Consider the following 15,658-nt stretch of genomic DNA (forward strand, 5'->3'; position numbering starts at 1 on the left):
TTAGAAAGTACGTTCTTTGGGTGGGAAGGACTCAACGGTCAATGGCTTAAGCACTACTGGCTTGTAGTCAAGGCGATTGCCTTGGCTATACCAAAGTGTATGCTTCATCCAATGTTCATCATCGCGCTCTTGATGATCGTCATGAGAATGGGCGCCACGACTCTCTTTGCGGGCAGCCGCAGAAATCATCGTTGCATTGGCAGTCTCTATCAAATTAGCAACCTCAAGCGCTTCAATACGTGCAGTGTTAAAGATAGCTGATTTGTCCTTTAACCATAGATGCTTAGCGCGCTCAGTTAGTTTTGCCATTTGGCGAACGCCTTCATCCATCAGCTCTTGATTACGGAAGACACCAGCATATTTCTGCATCGTCTTACGAATATCGTTAGCAACATCTTGTGCATATTCACCAGAGCTAGAGTTATCTAACTGCGCTACTCGCTCAAGCGTTTTCTCGCCAGCATTTTCAGGTAATGGCTTGAAGTCTTGATTCTTCAGATCTAGGGCAACGATATGCTTGCCTGCTGCACGACCAAACACGAGTAAGTCGAGCAGAGAATTGGTTCCAAGACGGTTTGCGCCATGAACAGAAACACAGGAACACTCGCCGATGGCATACAAACCATTCACGATTTCATTATGCTTACCGTTACCAGGCACAACTACCTGTCCATTGATGTTCGTTGGTATACCACCCATCTGATAGTGAATAGTTGGCACAACAGGAATAGGTTCTTTGGTTACATCGACGTTAGCAAAGTTGATACCAATCTCATACACAGATGGCAGTCGCTTCATGATGGTTTCTGCGCCAATATGAGTCAAATCCAATACAACGTAGTCCCCATTTGGGCCGCAACCGCGCCCTTCTTTAATCTCTTGGTCCATACAGCGTGAAATGAAATCACGAGGTGCTAGATCTTTATATGTTGGAGCGTATCGCTCCATAAAGCGCTCGCCGTCTTTATTACGCAAAATGGCGCCTTCACCACGACAGCCTTCAGTCAGCAGTACACCTGCACCAGCAACGCCCGTTGGGTGAAATTGCCAGAACTCCATATCTTCTAATGGAATATCTGCTCGTGCTGCCAAACCCATACCGTCACCAGTATTAATAAAGGCATTGGTTGAAGCATCCCAAATACGGCCGGCACCACCAGTAGCTAACATCACTACCTTTGCTTCTAAGATATAGATCTCGCCTGTTTCCATCTCTAGAGCAGTCACACCAACTACATCACCAGCATCATCACGAATCAGGTCAAGTGCTAGCCACTCAACAAAAAAGTTGGTTTTAGCGCGTACGTTACGTTGATAGAGGGTATGCAACATGGCATGACCTGTACGGTCAGCTGCAGCACAAGCGCGCTGCACAGCTTTTTCACCATAGTTTGCCGTGTGCCCACCAAATGGACGCTGATAAATTGTGCCGTCTGGATTGCGGTCAAAAGGCATTCCATAATGCTCAAGCTCGTAAACCACCTTAGGGGCTTCACGACACATGAACTCAATCACATCTTGGTCGCCCAGCCAGTCAGAACCCTTAATCGTGTCATAAAAATGATAGTGCCAATTATCTTCACTCATATTTCCTAAAGCGGCACCGATACCACCTTGAGCTGCCACCGTATGTGAACGCGTTGGAAATACTTTAGTCAAAACAGCGACATTCAGACCGGCTTCTGCTAATTGCAAGGAAGCGCGCATACCTGAACCACCTGCACCAATAATCACCGCGTCGAAACGACGGCGTGGCAATACTTTTTTAATCGCAGTCATCGAATTACACTTTCCACAAAATTTGAATGGCGTAGGCTGCACAAGCCAAGAGATACAACATTGTTAAGGCCTGAAGCGTTAATCGAACACTCAATGGCTTGATATAGTCCATCCAAATATCTCGAATACCAATCCAAGCGTGATAGAACAGACTAATAAAAGCCAGCAAGGTCAACAACTTCATAAATTGGTTGGCAAATAAACCAGCCCAACCCTCGTAGGTTGCACTACCAGTGATGCAATAGTCCACCAGTAAAACGATGGTGAAAACTACCATCACAACCGCAGTAATGCGCTGAATAATCCATTCTTTGAGACCGTAATGCGCTCCAACGACTAGGCGCTTTGGTCCGATTTGATAAATAGGCATTTATATTTCCTTAACGAAGCAGTGTTTAGTACAGGTCGAATAATTTAAGGCCGACCAATGCGGTCAATAAAAGGCCCAAACAAAATACGATAATGGCGGAACGATTAGCGTCCACTTTTTCAACGCCGATATCTAGATCTAGCAAGAGATAGCGAATTCCTGCACAAAAATGGTGCAGGAAGGCCCAAATCAAGCCAAGCGCAATCAACTTCACCAAAATATGACCTGTGAGCATCTGAAACTTTGCATAGCTCATCTCAGAAGCAAGGCTTTGATCAAAAAGATACAAGATAAATGGCAGCATCAAAAACAGAGCAGCACCACTTATCCGGTGGAGGATAGACACTTTTCCAGCCCAAGGGAGGCGATATTTAATTAGTTGGGCTAAGCCGATATTCCGATAAACGGGTTTGGCTTTCTTAACGTCTTGCTGTGCATCAACCATGGGCAATCTCGATATTTAGTAGGCAGTTTGAGGATAGTTTGTTGTGTTGCAATATATTCTATTGGAAATATTCTTTAAATAAAGGTAATTTGGCGATTCAAGGGGCTAAAGCGGGTTTTAAGCATGCTCATAGTGTAATCGTTAGTTTAATTTATTGCCGTAGTGCTGCTCAGAAGTGTCATAACGAGCCCTTCGAATTTCTACCGGCTTATCACCATAAGTAAAAGCGACCCGCTCCACGGACAATAAGGGGGATCCAACTGGAAGCTGCAGGTGGGTAGAAATCGCTACATCAGCCAAGACTGCCTTGATTTTTTCTTCGGCGCGGACCATGTGCGTGGAATATTTGGCCTCATAAAGAGCGTAAACAGGACCCGACCATGCATTAAGAGACTCAAGACTCAATCCGCGAAAGACCTCCTCCGGAAGCCAAATTTCCTCAAAAACAGTCGGCCTTCCAGAAATACATTGCACACGCTCAATTCGAATGATGAGATCACCAGCGCTAATTTCAAGTAAATCCGCGATATAAGCGTCCGAATGTAGGGTTTCACAAGCCAGGAATTGATTTTTAAGGTGAAAAGGTTGGCCAGAGTCAGGCTCTAGACTGAGGAAGCGATACTGACCCCCCTCCTCCTGATGGGTTGCAACAAAAGTACCCTTGCCCTGACGTCGTACCAAAAGATTCTGGGCAGAAAGCTCATCGATTGCCTTGCGCACGGTTCCCTGACTAACGGCGTATCGAGCTGCTAGCTCCATTTCACTGGGAATGGGCGTTCCTGGTAACCACTCAGAAGCCTGCAAGCTCGCCAACAGCAGAGCCTTAATCTGCTCGTAGAGCGGACTAAATGAGGCAACAGGTTCAGTGATAAGTGACAAATTAACTCCAGGACTGCTGATATTGGATAAAATTGCTTAATCTTATTTTATATCTTATATAAGACATGATTGACAGTGTAAATGGAAACTACCTACACTTGAATGGATAATAGAAAAAATTTTGAATCATTAACCTTAACTGGAGTTATCAGCAATGCCAAAAGCCCCAATGCGTGTCGCCGTTACCGGTGCAGCCGGTCAAATCGGATATTCCCTACTTTTTCGCATCGCTAATGGCGATTTGCTGGGCAAAGATCAGCCCGTAATCCTCCAGTTACTAGAAATACCAGATGAGAAGGCTCAAAAAGCCCTAGGCGGCGTCATGATGGAGCTAGAAGACTGTGCTTTTCCTCTGCTTGCAGGAATGACCGCACACTCAGATCCAATGACAGCGTTCAAAGACATTGATGTTGCACTTTTAGTGGGGGCACGTCCTCGTGGCCCGGGGATGGAACGCAAAGACCTACTCTCAGCCAATGCACAAATTTTCACAGCCCAAGGCAAGGCGCTCAACGCAGTAGCCAAGCGTACCGTTAAAGTTTTAGTAGTGGGCAATCCTGCCAATACCAATGCTTACATTGCTATGAAATCAGCCCCGGATATTCCTGCAAAGAATTTCACAGCAATGTTGCGACTTGACCACAATCGCGCACTTTCACAACTAGCTAACAAACTAAACAAGCCTGTCGCTGAAATTGAAAAGTTAATCGTATGGGGCAACCACAGCCCAACGATGTATCCCGATTACCGTTTTGCCACAATTAATGGGCAATCTGTAAAGGAATTGATTAATGATGCAGATTGGAATAAAGACACCTTTATTCCTACCGTAGGTAAGCGTGGCGCGGCTATTATTGATGCGCGTGGTCTTTCGTCAGCAGCCTCTGCAGCCAATGCTGCAATCGATCACATCCATGACTGGGTCTTGGGCACAAACGGTAAATGGGTCACTATGGGCATTCCATCAAAAGGCGAGTATGGCATCCCAGCAGAAGTGATTTATGGCTTCCCGGTAATTTGTGAGAATGGTGAATACAAGATGGTTGAAGGCTTGGAAATCGATGCTTTTTCTCGTGAACGCATGGACCATACACTGAATGAGTTACTTGAAGAGCAAGCCGGCGTCAAACACTTACTTTCTTAAGGCTCAATATGAAACAGTTTCTCGTAATCACCAGTCTAGCCTTAGCGACGCTTTCAAACCTGGCCTATGCCAGCGAGGAAGTTTCAGCTTGGACTTGTAGCGACAATAAGCAATTTAAAACTACAGGTACAACTGAACTAATTCGCTTGACTTGGGAATCCAAAACATTTGACCTGAAACGAGAAACTTCATTACCTGGAAGCTTGCGATATAAAAATGCCGCTACCGGACATGATTTAGTTGTTCTGGGAAATAAGGCAATGCTTTTCAATATCAAATCCGGAACTCGTATGGCTGATTTTTGTCAAACCGCTGAAATGAAAACAGGCAAACTGCCTCACTTGTTTGCCGGTGCGGAACCATTTGTACAGAACTAGTAGATAGGTTAAAGCTGTTGATTTAAGCTGTAGATTTAAGCTGTAAATACAATGTAAAAAAGCCGAGTAACCCTCGGCTTTTTTCTTTACCAGCAATCATTTAGTAGCTAAAGATTGCGTTGCTCTTTTTAGTGAAATAAGGGCTGCTGTGTTGGAGCATCATCTGGCAACTCAGCATGTACTGCTTCACCAGATCGATCTGGAAATAAAGGCGCACCGCAGTCGTCACAAAGCTCTGGATCAAAGAGCATGGCATGACGGAATACATCCTCTACCCCGGCATCGCGCAGCGCATCGGTAATGCGCTTCATGGGGCAATCATCATCTGACAAATCATTGAGTGCATCGTTGCTGACACTCTCACGATCATAAAGGGGCCAGATGACTCCATAAACCACTTCGGCAGAACCTTTCACACTAAAAGAAATTCGGTATTCATCTGCCTGCTCTTCGCCAAACGCACCCACAACACAAGATAAGCCTGCAGGTAAAACGCCAAGGGTGCTCTCTAAGAAATTAACCGCAGCCTTCATACTCAGCGGCCTGACTTGTTTGTCAGCTAAACGACAATTTGTAAAATACGCTTCTGGCAATAAGAGCTCAAACTCACACCCGGGCAAAAGCGCCGCAACTGGATCACGCATTGCGTTTTGCCACCCTGTCAAACTCACACCCCGCTCCTGTCGAATCGGAGGTTCTGCTTGCCAACGAAAAAGTGGGGTTCCCGATGGGGCGGCAATCGCCGCAATAATAAAACGAGGATCAGCCAATACCGCAATGGTCTCTGACATCTCTCGTAACTCTAATTTAATTTCACTTGCAGTAATGGCTGCGGTGGCTAGTGCCTCAGTCAACAAGCGAGTTTGGCAATGCGAATGGGGCATTTGGTCGATGCTATAAAGCCAAGGAATAATTGCGAGGCGGGTATCGGTCGAAGCAATGGCCTGATGCAATGCTGCCGCCGTTGATTCCACTGCACTAGCGGACAAAGCGCCCGAAGGAATTTGATAACGAGTGTGCGCAATAATAGGCAAAGCCAAAAGCAACACATCCCAGGGTTCACCTTCATGCTCCAGCACCAAAGACTCCGCTAGGGTTTCTGCGCAGTCTGCAAGGACCTCAAATGCCAGCGTATTAATTCTGAAGGTTTGATCTAAAGCCGCATCAATCACATTTTGATTTTGACTTTTTAGCAGTCGCATCAAACGGACATCTAAACGAGCCTCCCAAAAGCGATCCTCTATTTGACTGCCTGATGCGGCTAAAGAAATAGCATCAGCAACTAAGCGCTCTACATCTGGAGATGCGCGTTGAGAAGATTTAGTGCGGTGAACGGCCATAGGAATAAATTACTTTTTTTCAGGACGTCTAAAGAGGGGTTTATCAGGGCGAGACTCAGCTGCGAAATACCGGTAGCCATCTACGTTAAAGTGCTGCAAATCGGCAGGGTCATTAAGGCCATTTTCTACTACATAACGAGCCATCAAGCCTCGAGCACGCTTGGCATAAAAAGAAATAATCTTAAACTTACCATCCTTTTGGTCCTGAAAAACCGGTGAAATCACCGGGCAATTCAAGTTCTTGGGCTGGACTACTTTAAAGTATTCCTCAGAAGCTAAATTCAGAAGAACTGGGGTCTTTTGCGTTTCTAGGATTTTTTTCAGGGAATCGGTCACCCTATTCCCCCAGAAGGCATACAAATCCTTGCCTCTGATATTGTTAAATGAGGTGCCCATCTCTAAGCGATAAGCCTGCATCAGATCCAAGGGCCTCAAAACACCATATAAGCCTGACAAAATACGCAGGTGGCCTTGAGCGAAGTTAATAGCCTTAACACCTAAGCTGTTGACATCAAAACCATCATAAACATCCCCATTAAAGGCATAAATAGCTGGTTTACTGTTTTCTTCTGTGCTTTTTTTAGACCAGTCACGGTACCGACCTACATTAAGCGCCGCCAAGGCATCGGACAAATCCATCAATTGAGCGACTGCTTGGGGCGAAAGCTGCTTCAAATCAGCAATCAATTTGGCTGACTCCGAGGCAAACTCAGGCAAGGTTGGTGAGTTGACCTTAACGGGTGTTTTGTAATCTAGGGATTTAGCAGGCGAAAGCACTATCAGCATGGCACAATTTCAATATGTATTCCTTCCATTCTAGCGATTCCCAAACTTTACTGCCCTAAAGCGCTGATATGGATCAAAGCACCCTTCTGACACCCCCATTCCCAAGTCGCCTTCCAAAGGTAGGAACTACTGTTTTTACAGTCATGTCCGAATTAGCAGGCCAACACCAAGCGATCAACCTAGGCCAAGGATTTCCCGACTTCCCCTGCGATCGTGACCTGATCACAGAAGTTAATACGGCGATGCTGTTAGACCACAATCAATATCCCCCGATGATTGGCATATCTGAATTGCGCCATGGCATCTCGGACAAAATTTCCACGCTCTATGGTCATCACTATGACCCTGATTCAGAAATCACCGTCACTGCCGGGGGAACACAGGGCATCATTACTGCTATTTTGTCGTGCGTCAGTCCTGGCGATGAAGTCATCATCATTGAGCCAGCCTACGACAGCTATCGCCCGTCGATTGATTTGGCCGGAGGTGTAACAATAGCTGTTTCCTTGATTACCAATCGAGATCAACATAATCAAGTTGACTCTTATGCAATTCCCTGGGAAGCAATCGCTAGTGCCATCAGCACCAAGACTAGACTGATCATCATCAACACGCCACACAATCCTACCGGCATGGTGTGGCAAGCAGGCGACCTAGATCGTTTGGCTCAATTGTTACAAAATACCAATGTCTTAGTGTTGAGTGATGAGGTGTATGAACACATGGTTTACGACGGGCTTCGTCATCAATCAGTTGCCAGTCATCCAGCGCTTGCATCGCGCAGCTTTTTAATTTCTAGCTTTGGTAAAACATATCATGTGACAGGCTGGAAAGTAGGTTACGTTGCGGCGCCTGCCAATATGATGAAAGAGTTTCGTAAAGTTCATCAGTTTAATGTTTTTACAGTCAATACGCCCATGCAGTACGGAATATCAAACTACCTAAAAGAGGCAAGGCACTACTTGGAGCTCGCCGCTTTTTATCAAACCAAGCGGGCATATTTTCAGGCGGGCTTGAAAAGAACGAAATTTAAATTACTGCCTGTGCCTGGAACCTACTTTCAATGTGTTGATTACACGGGCCTTGAGATAGCGCAATCTACATTATCAGAATTCGATTTTTGCACTTGGTTGGCTAAAGAAGTAGGTGTAGCTGCTATTCCTGTCTCTGCTTTTTATGACAAGCCCATAGAATCAGGCGTAATCCGTTTTTGTTTTGCAAAACAAGAGCAAACGCTTAGCAGCGCCCTACAACGTCTTCAAACTCTGTAGCCACTTTATGGCTACTTAAAGGACTTTTCATCATGGCGATTACTAAACTTGAAAATGACATCATTGATGTTTATAGCTGGCCAACACCGAATGGCCACAAGGTACACATCATGCTTGAGGAATGTGGCTACAAGTTAGGCAAAGATTGGCTTGCCCATCCGATTGATATTGGCGCAGGCGACCAATTTAATTCTGAGTTTCTTAAGATCAGCCCTAATAATAAAATCCCCGCAATAAGCGACCCTGTTGGCCCTGATGGTAAGCCAATCCATATTTTTGAATCAGGCGCCATTTTGTTGTATTTGGCTTCTAAGACTGGAAAGTTTTTACCCAAAAGTACGCGTGCAAAATATGAAGTACTGCAATGGCTCATGTTTCAAATGGGGGGCTTAGGTCCAATGCTGGGTCAGAATCACCACTTTAGGCTGTATGCCCCTGAAAAAATAGAATACGCAATCAATCGCTACACTAACGAAGCCAAACGGCTTTATAGCGTCATTGATCACCAATTAAAAGATCACCCTTATATCGCCGGGAAATCCTACTCAATTGCGGATATTGCCATCTTTCCATGGACCCGTAATTAGAAGAACCAAGGCGTCGATATCAATGACTACCCACACTTCAAGCGTTGGTTTGAGATGATTAGCGCACGGCCCGCAGTAAAACGTGGGGTCGAAGTATTAACAGCTTTACGTAAACCTTTGCATGACGCTAAGGCTAGAGAGCAATTATTTGGATCAACCCAGTATCAAAAAAGGAAATAGCATGAAGATTCAATCCGTTGGTGTAGTTGGTGCTGGAACCATGGGCAATGGCATTGCACAAGTCTGCGCATTAGCCGGACTCAATGTGACGATGGTAGACATCAATGATGCTGCCCTAGAGCGCGGTATGGCGCAGATTCACAAAAGCCTTGATCGACTCGTTAAAAAAGAAACTTTATCAATTCAAGCCAAAGATCTAGCTCTAAAGCAGATAAAAACTAGCATCTCGTATAACGATCTCAAGGGTTTGCAACTGGTGATTGAAGCGGCGACTGAAAATCAGGCAATTAAAGAAAAAATATTGAAGCAGATAGATGCGCTTGTATCTACAGAAACCATTATCGCGACCAACACTTCCTCGCTATCCATTACCAAGCTTGCGGCCCTAGATTCTCATCCAGAGCGCTTTATCGGCATGCACTTTTTTAATCCACCTCCGATGATGGCCTTAGTAGAAGTGATTCGAGGCTTACAAACCAGTGATGCTACCCATGCAGCCATTATTGAGATGGCTAAACATATTGGCAAAGAGCCTATTACCGTCAAAAATTCGCCAGGCTTTGTAGTGAACCGTATTTTGCTGCCAATGATCAATGAAGCCTTTTTTGTTCTTCATGAAGGTCTGGCAAGCCCAGAAGATATTGATGCCGGTATGAAGTTGGGTTGCAATCAACCTATTGGCCCCTTAGCGCTGGCTGATTTGATTGGTTTAGACACCTGCCTAGCGGTGATGGAAGTGTATTTTGAAAACTTTAGCGACTCTAAATATCGTCCGTGCCCTCTACTACGCGAAATGGTTGACGCTGGTTACCTGGGTCGAAAGACTGGTCGTGGCGTATTCCAATATGAAACACACTAGGTCTAGCAGCATTTATTGTTTTTTACCGTCACGCCAATATTAAAAAGAAATTTTGTGAATCCGTTACCCCCTTTAGTTCGTCGCTTAGCCTATGCAGGCCTGATCCCTTTCGTAGCCCTAGCTCTGACAGTGCAACTTGGGCCAACCCCCCTCAATTATCTCGGCGCTGAATCGCTTGCCGGATATGGGGCTGTCATTACTGCATTTATGGGCGCTTTACATTGGGGTGCTAATTTACATAATTTAGGTAAGGCTCCTACTGGTGACCGATGGATAGATCGAAATGCCTGGATATGGGGCATAACACCGGCCCTCGTTGCCTGGTTGGCACTACATATTTATATACCGGTCGCCCTACTCATACTGGCCTCCACGCTGGTTATTCAACGCAACATTGACATAAATACCTATCGATATTACTTTGACAATGCTGAAGCTTTAGATGCTTTTATTACCTTACGAAACCGCTTAACCATCGTTGCCGCTGGTTGCTTGGCGTGGGCTTCAATCGTCATTCTATTTATTCAAAACTAACTTGATGCTTACGTCAATTCTTATGCTTATGCTTATGCTTATGCTTACGCTTATACCTACGTTAAAGCGATAACAAAATATATGGCGAATTTATTTGACCAAGTGCCCCCACCGCCATTAGCCGAAGTATTGCGCCCTAAGCGAATTGAAGAAGTCATCGGCCAAACACATTTGTTGGCTGCAGGAAAACCATTAAATCTTGCCTTCGCTTCTGGTAAACCCCATTCGATGATTTTATGGGGGCCCCCAGGAGTAGGTAAAACAACTTTAGCCAGACTATCAGCCCACGCATTTAATCGCGAGTTTATTGCTATTTCTGCAGTGCTTGCTGGCGTAAAAGAAATACGTGAATCGATTGAGCTGGCCCAGCAAAACTTTTCTCAGTATGGCAAACAAACAATCTTATTTGTTGATGAAATACATCGCTTTAATAAAAGTCAACAAGATGCCTTACTGCCCCATGTTGAATCAGGCCTTTTTACCTTTATTGGCGCCACAACAGAGAATCCTTCATTTGAGGTGAACTCAGCTCTGCTCTCGCGAGCTCAAGTGTATGTTCTGAAATCACTTAACACTGACGAACTAAAGCAATTATTTGATCGGGCACACCATTTTTTAATGCCCGATATGACATTTGAAAGTGCAGCCATTGATACCCTCATCCACCATGCGGATGGAGATGCGCGTCGCCTACTCAACTTAGTAGAGCAAGTCCGAAATGCCATAACAACACCAAGCTCTGAAATTCAGAAAATTGATCAATCGTTTATTGAGAATGCCTTGAGTACCCAAGCGCGACGGTTTGATAAAGGCGGCGATCAATTTTATGACCAAATTTCTGCGCTACATAAGTCTGTTCGCGGCTCCCATCCAGACGCAGCGTTATATTGGTTCTGCCGAATGCTTGATGGTGGCGCTGATCCACGCTACCTCGCCAGAAGAGTTATTCGAATGGCTTGGGAAGATATTGGTTTAGCAGATCCTAGAGCAATGCAACTAGCCAATGATGCAGCCCAAACTTTTGAACGCTTAGGCTCACCCGAGGGAGAATTAGCATTAGGGCAGGCAGTGGTTTACCTGGCTATTGCTGCAAAAAGTAATGCTAGTTATAAAGCTTTTAACGCAGCACGCGACTACGTAAGGAATGATCAAAGTAAGGCTGTACCCAATCACCTACGAAATGCACCCACTAAGCTGATGCAGGAATTGGGGCATGGCAAAGAGTATCGCTATGCCCATGATGAGCCGCAAGCCTATGCGGCGGGAGAGTCCTACCTGCCAGAGGGAATGCTAGAGCCTCGTTGGTACGAACCCGTTGATCGAGGCTTGGAAGCTCAAATTTCAGAGAAGATGGCACATTTACGTAAGTTAGATCTGGAGTCTCAAAAAAAATGATGCCTACTAAAGACGTAAATGAAATAATTAAAGCGGTCTTCTATTACGACATTATTTCTCCTTATACATACCTTTATATTCATCAGCGCCGTCGATTAGAAGAGCGACTAGCAATAGAGCCTATTCCTATTTTGCTGGGTGGCTTACTGAGAGCAACTGATAATAGGGGCCCCGGTGAAGTAGCCGCGAAACGTCCGCATACCTATCAACACTGTATTTGGCTCGCTGAGAAATTGGGTATACCACTCCAATTTCCTGAGCATCATCCATTTCAAACTGTTGCGGCACAAAGACTGTTGACCCAGCTAGGCGCAAACTGGTCAATGGTTGAAAAAGCGTTTGAGTATGTCTGGGTTTTGGGGAAAGATCCCAACCTTTCTTGGCCAGAGTTTTGCGAACATCTCGGAATCGATTTCGCTACCCCAAAACCAGATAGCCCCCAAATTAAAGCGCAGCTCATGGCGAATACAGAACAGGCAAGGTGCAATGGTGCATTTGGTGTCCCCGCACTAGTTTTCAATGGGCATTGTTTTTGGGGATTAGATACGATTGATTGGGCGCTAGAGTATTTAAATCGCCCAAATATGTTTCAAGAACCAGCCTACCAAAGTGTTTGCAACATCCCTAGCGGCCTTTGAGCAATACAATGCATTTATTCACACTTTATCGAACTATAAGGATCTTCAAAATGCGTAATTTAATTACCACCATACTTTTTCTCTCAAGCCTATTAGTTAGTACGGCAAGCTATGCAGGGCCTAAAGTAGAATTTAAAACAACTGCAGGTAATTTTGTTGTTGAGCTCGATTCAATTAAAGCGCCAAAGACCTCTGCCAATTTTCTAAATTATGTCAACAAGGGTTTTTATAACGGAACAATTTTTCATCGCGTTATCGATGGCTTTATGATTCAAGGCGGTGGATTTACGCCGGATTTGGTTCAAAAACCAACCGATGCACCAGTTGCTTCAGAGGCGCAAAATGGCTTAAAAAATCAAAGCTACACCATTGCCATGGCGCGCACTTCAGATCCCGACTCTGCAACGGCGCAATTTTTTATCAACGTCAAAGATAATGAAGCCCTCAATTATCCCAATGCGATGGGCAATGGCTACACCGTTTTTGGTAACGTCATTTCCGGCACTCAAACGATTGATGCTATTCGCAAAATACCCACAATGGTTGCATCATCTCCTAGGATGGGTCGTATGACTGATGTGCCCAGCAAAACGGTTTTAATTGAATCGGCGACAGTTCTGAAATAAGTTTAATACTCCAGCATCTTGACTCCCATGATGATCCTATTGGATGACGCCCAGAGTACTTCGGCAAATCCATCTAGCCGACTTTATCAAGAGGCAGATAGATGCTGGACCGTAGCATTAAGCTCAAATCATGAGGACAGCATCTTAGCGGTTAATCAGTGTCTTCAAGAAATACAGGAATCGCTCGATCAAGGTCAATACGTCGTAGCTGCTTTTGCCTATGAACTAGGCGTACTTCTTCAGAAAATACATACATCTCACTTAAGACAAGATCACTCTGAAAATCATCCGTTGATTCAGGCTTGGTCTTTTAGAAACTTTAAAACATTATCAAAACCAGCCGTGGATCAGCTTGTAAGTGATGAGCTAGCAAAACTGAGTGCTCAATCTCGTATATCGGGCATAGAAAATATCCGACTGTCCATCGATGAAAACCAATTTAATGCGGACATTGCGGCTATTCAAGAATACATTCGCAATGGTGATGTTTATCAAATTAATCATACTTATCGAATAACGGGCCAATGCTACGGTGATCCATTAGCGCTGTATGCAAGATTGCGTGATCGACAACCTGGAAGATTTGGCGCTTATATTGCCAATGGAAATCAATACCTCTTATCGCAATCACCTGAGTTATTTATTCAGCGCGAAGGTGATACATTTAAAGCGATGCCAATGAAAGGTACAGCAGATGCGCTGACTAATTCACCAAAAAAACTTGCCGAGGATGAAAAAAATCAAGCTGAAAATGTGATGATTGTGGATCTGCTTCGGAATGACTTGAGTCAAATCGCTTTGCCCGGCACTGTCGTCGTACCCCAATTATTTGAAGTAGCGAGATACGGTGACGTATTACAGATGACCTCAACCATTCAGGCGCAAGCAAGGCCCGGCCTCCATTTAAAGGATGTGCTATCTGCCGTATTTCCCTGTGGCTCGATTACTGGCGCCCCTAAAAAGCGCAGCATGGAGATCATTCAAGAGTTAGAAGCTGAAGATCGTGGCTACTATTGCGGCGCCTTGGGCTGGCTAGATCCTAGCGGAGACTTTGCATTTAGTGTCCCTATTCGCACAGTAGAGATAAATCATGATCAAAAAACGCATGTTGCATCATTGATTTTAGGCGTTGGTGCGGGCATCACCATTGACTCCAACGCAAAAGATGAATGGGAGGAGTGCCACATTAAATCTGCTTTTCTAAGCAAGCTTCCCAGCGAAGTGTCCTTATTCGAAACAATCTTGGTTAAAACCTTAACACCGCAATTTCTATTGGCTCACCTTGATCGCTTAAGCCACTCTGCATTTGCTCTAGGCATTCCATTTCGGCGGCAAGAAGCTGAAAAAGCAATCGCAGAAGCTTGCGTGAAATGTGATGCGCAATTGCAATATCGACTTAGATTGGATCTAGCAACGACTGGAATGATTCAATGTCGAACAGAAAAAGTACAAGTACTTGAAAATTCAGTCAAACTATTTTGGGCGGCGGACCTACTGAAGGATCCCACACAATCTGCTATGTTTTCAGGCAATCCTTTACTTAGACATAAAGTAGCGAATCGCCCTGCTTACGATGAGGCTTGGCGTGAGGCAGAGAGTCTAGGGGGTTTTGATGCCCTTTTCACCAATGAAAATGGCTTTGTTACCGAGGGTGGCCGCACAAATCTGTTTATCCAATCAAGCGATCGTAATCAATGGATTACCCCGCCTTTAAGCGCTGGTTTATTGCCAGGCGTAATGCGCTCCATCATCTTAAGTGACCCACAATGGCATGCCCATGAGGCCAACATTACTATTGAAGACGTAATGCAAGCTAAACGGATTATGCTTACTAATTCCTTGCGGGGTTGTATTCCCGCCCATTTTTAGAAAGCCTGCATGAAGTTTTGCTCCCAGTGTGCGGCCCCCATTACTGCAAAAATCCCAGCGGGTGACTCACGCGAGCGCCATGTTTGTGAATCCTGCGGAATAATCCATTATCAGAACCCACGTAATGTAGTGGGCACGATTCCTGTCTATGGCGATCAGATACTCTTATGCAGAAGAGCAATAGAGCCAAGGCATGGCTTTTGGACACTACCTGCTGGGTTTATGGAGCTAGGTGAAAGCACTGCAGCAGGGGCCGCAAGAGAAACTTTAGAAGAAGCCGGTGTGCGAGCTACGATTGGGCCGCTATATGCTCTTCTGAACGTACCTCATGCGGAGCAAGTACATCTCTTTTATTTGGCTAGTATGGCAACACCGGAATTTGAAGCTGGTGATGAAAGCCTAGAAGTGGCTCTTTTTCACGAACAGGAAATTCCATGGCAAGATCTGGCATTTCCAACGATCAAGCAAACTCTTGAATGGTTTTTTGCTGACCGTGCCGCCGGAATCTTCAATACACCACAAGAAATCAGTGTCCGCAGCCGAGATATTCTGTCAACAGAAAAAATTAAAGCGTAATTA

General features: G+C 45.0%; 16 protein-coding genes and 1 pseudogene. 11 read left to right on the top strand and 6 right to left on the bottom strand.

Features of this window, described 5'->3' with window-relative positions; translation table 11 throughout:
• The 4 genes from sdhA to QUD86_RS04690 all read right to left on the bottom strand — a co-directional run bounded on the left by sdhA (position 1) and on the right by QUD86_RS04690 (position 3,473).
• A complete protein-coding gene (gene sdhA, locus QUD86_RS04675) occupies positions 1-1,779 on the bottom strand; it encodes a succinate dehydrogenase flavoprotein subunit (RefSeq protein ID WP_286298518.1) in 1,779 nt (592 codons plus the stop codon).
• A 4-nt stretch (positions 1,780-1,783) separates the two neighbouring features.
• The gene (sdhD, locus tag QUD86_RS04680; RefSeq protein ID WP_100378611.1) at positions 1,784-2,149 is read right to left on the bottom strand and encodes a succinate dehydrogenase, hydrophobic membrane anchor protein; all 366 of its coding nucleotides are present in this window, start codon (positions 2,147-2,149) and stop codon (positions 1,784-1,786) included.
• A 25-nt stretch (positions 2,150-2,174) separates the two neighbouring features.
• On the bottom strand, positions 2,175-2,594 hold the full coding sequence (sdhC, locus tag QUD86_RS04685) for a succinate dehydrogenase, cytochrome b556 subunit (protein ID WP_286298521.1): 420 nt from the start codon (positions 2,592-2,594) through the stop codon (positions 2,175-2,177).
• 141 nt (positions 2,595-2,735) lie between these two features.
• Positions 2,736-3,473, bottom strand: coding sequence for a GntR family transcriptional regulator (locus QUD86_RS04690; protein WP_286298522.1), 738 nt, complete (start codon positions 3,471-3,473; stop codon positions 2,736-2,738).
• A gap of 154 nt (positions 3,474-3,627) precedes the next feature.
• Here QUD86_RS04690 and QUD86_RS04695 point away from each other — a divergent pair, with 154 nt between their 5' ends.
• Positions 3,628-4,617, top strand: coding sequence for a malate dehydrogenase (locus QUD86_RS04695; RefSeq protein WP_286298523.1), 990 nt, complete (start codon positions 3,628-3,630; stop codon positions 4,615-4,617).
• Between the two features lie 8 nt (positions 4,618-4,625).
• Positions 4,626-4,994: a hypothetical protein gene (locus tag QUD86_RS04700; protein ID WP_286298525.1), complete on the top strand. Its 369-nt coding sequence runs from the start codon at positions 4,626-4,628 to the stop codon at positions 4,992-4,994.
• A gap of 128 nt (positions 4,995-5,122) precedes the next feature.
• Here QUD86_RS04700 and QUD86_RS04705 read toward each other — a convergent pair whose 3' ends face one another.
• The gene (locus QUD86_RS04705) at positions 5,123-6,334 is read right to left on the bottom strand and encodes a DUF2863 family protein (protein WP_286298527.1); all 1,212 of its coding nucleotides are present in this window, start codon (positions 6,332-6,334) and stop codon (positions 5,123-5,125) included.
• A 9-nt stretch (positions 6,335-6,343) separates the two neighbouring features.
• Positions 6,344-7,120: a peroxide stress protein YaaA gene (gene yaaA / locus QUD86_RS04710; protein WP_286298528.1), complete on the bottom strand. Its 777-nt coding sequence runs from the start codon at positions 7,118-7,120 to the stop codon at positions 6,344-6,346.
• Between the two features lie 68 nt (positions 7,121-7,188).
• Here yaaA and QUD86_RS04715 point away from each other — a divergent pair, with 68 nt between their 5' ends.
• The 9 genes and pseudogenes from QUD86_RS04715 to QUD86_RS04755 all read left to right on the top strand — a co-directional run bounded on the left by QUD86_RS04715 (position 7,189) and on the right by QUD86_RS04755 (position 15,655).
• A complete protein-coding gene (locus QUD86_RS04715; RefSeq protein ID WP_286298529.1) occupies positions 7,189-8,391 on the top strand; it encodes a methionine aminotransferase in 1,203 nt (400 codons plus the stop codon).
• Between the two features lie 59 nt (positions 8,392-8,450).
• A pseudogene (locus QUD86_RS04720) lies at positions 8,451-9,158 on the top strand (glutathione binding-like protein).
• Position 9,159: 1 nt separating this feature from the next.
• On the top strand, positions 9,160-10,017 hold the full coding sequence (locus tag QUD86_RS04725) for a 3-hydroxybutyryl-CoA dehydrogenase (protein ID WP_286298530.1): 858 nt from the start codon (positions 9,160-9,162) through the stop codon (positions 10,015-10,017).
• A 54-nt stretch (positions 10,018-10,071) separates the two neighbouring features.
• Positions 10,072-10,551 carry a DUF3429 domain-containing protein gene (locus QUD86_RS04730; protein WP_286298532.1) on the top strand — a complete coding sequence of 160 codons (480 nt, stop codon included), beginning with the start codon at positions 10,072-10,074 and terminating at the stop codon, positions 10,549-10,551.
• An 81-nt stretch (positions 10,552-10,632) separates the two neighbouring features.
• Positions 10,633-11,946, top strand: a complete 1,314-nt coding sequence (locus QUD86_RS04735; RefSeq protein WP_286298534.1) for a replication-associated recombination protein A — start codon at positions 10,633-10,635, stop codon at positions 11,944-11,946.
• A complete protein-coding gene (locus tag QUD86_RS04740) occupies positions 11,943-12,584 on the top strand; it encodes a 2-hydroxychromene-2-carboxylate isomerase (RefSeq protein ID WP_286298536.1) in 642 nt (213 codons plus the stop codon). The genes QUD86_RS04735 and QUD86_RS04740 overlap by 4 nt, the downstream gene beginning before the upstream one ends.
• A 50-nt stretch (positions 12,585-12,634) precedes the next feature.
• Positions 12,635-13,210: a peptidylprolyl isomerase gene (locus QUD86_RS04745; protein ID WP_286298539.1), complete on the top strand. Its 576-nt coding sequence runs from the start codon at positions 12,635-12,637 to the stop codon at positions 13,208-13,210.
• Between the two features lie 27 nt (positions 13,211-13,237).
• On the top strand, positions 13,238-15,079 hold the full coding sequence (locus tag QUD86_RS04750) for a bifunctional chorismate-binding protein/class IV aminotransferase (RefSeq protein WP_286298543.1): 1,842 nt from the start codon (positions 13,238-13,240) through the stop codon (positions 15,077-15,079).
• 9 nt (positions 15,080-15,088) lie between these two features.
• Positions 15,089-15,655, top strand: coding sequence for an NUDIX hydrolase (locus tag QUD86_RS04755; RefSeq protein ID WP_286298545.1), 567 nt, complete (start codon positions 15,089-15,091; stop codon positions 15,653-15,655).
• The last annotated feature ends 3 nt before the right edge of the window (positions 15,656-15,658 follow it).

This window comes from Polynucleobacter sp. TUM22923, assembly GCF_030295705.1.
GTDB lineage: Bacteria > Pseudomonadota > Gammaproteobacteria > Burkholderiales > Burkholderiaceae > Polynucleobacter.

Coding starts and splice junctions, on each gene's coding strand:
- QUD86_RS04745 (WP_286298539.1), top strand. CDS start 12,635: ATGCGTAATTTAATTACCACCATACTTTTTCTCTCAAGCCTATTAGTT.
- QUD86_RS04715 (WP_286298529.1), top strand. CDS start 7,189: ATGGATCAAAGCACCCTTCTGACACCCCCATTCCCAAGTCGCCTTCCA.
- sdhD (WP_100378611.1), bottom strand. CDS start 2,149: ATGCCTATTTATCAAATCGGACCAAAGCGCCTAGTCGTTGGAGCGCAT.
- QUD86_RS04755 (WP_286298545.1), top strand. CDS start 15,089: ATGAAGTTTTGCTCCCAGTGTGCGGCCCCCATTACTGCAAAAATCCCA.
- QUD86_RS04740 (WP_286298536.1), top strand. CDS start 11,943: ATGATGCCTACTAAAGACGTAAATGAAATAATTAAAGCGGTCTTCTAT.
- QUD86_RS04725 (WP_286298530.1), top strand. CDS start 9,160: ATGAAGATTCAATCCGTTGGTGTAGTTGGTGCTGGAACCATGGGCAAT.
- yaaA (WP_286298528.1), bottom strand. CDS start 7,120: ATGCTGATAGTGCTTTCGCCTGCTAAATCCCTAGATTACAAAACACCC.
- QUD86_RS04700 (WP_286298525.1), top strand. CDS start 4,626: ATGAAACAGTTTCTCGTAATCACCAGTCTAGCCTTAGCGACGCTTTCA.
- sdhA (WP_286298518.1), bottom strand. CDS start 1,779: ATGACTGCGATTAAAAAAGTATTGCCACGCCGTCGTTTCGACGCGGTG.
- QUD86_RS04705 (WP_286298527.1), bottom strand. CDS start 6,334: ATGGCCGTTCACCGCACTAAATCTTCTCAACGCGCATCTCCAGATGTA.
- QUD86_RS04695 (WP_286298523.1), top strand. CDS start 3,628: ATGCCAAAAGCCCCAATGCGTGTCGCCGTTACCGGTGCAGCCGGTCAA.
- QUD86_RS04750 (WP_286298543.1), top strand. CDS start 13,238: ATGATGATCCTATTGGATGACGCCCAGAGTACTTCGGCAAATCCATCT.
- sdhC (WP_286298521.1), bottom strand. CDS start 2,594: ATGGTTGATGCACAGCAAGACGTTAAGAAAGCCAAACCCGTTTATCGG.
- QUD86_RS04735 (WP_286298534.1), top strand. CDS start 10,633: ATGGCGAATTTATTTGACCAAGTGCCCCCACCGCCATTAGCCGAAGTA.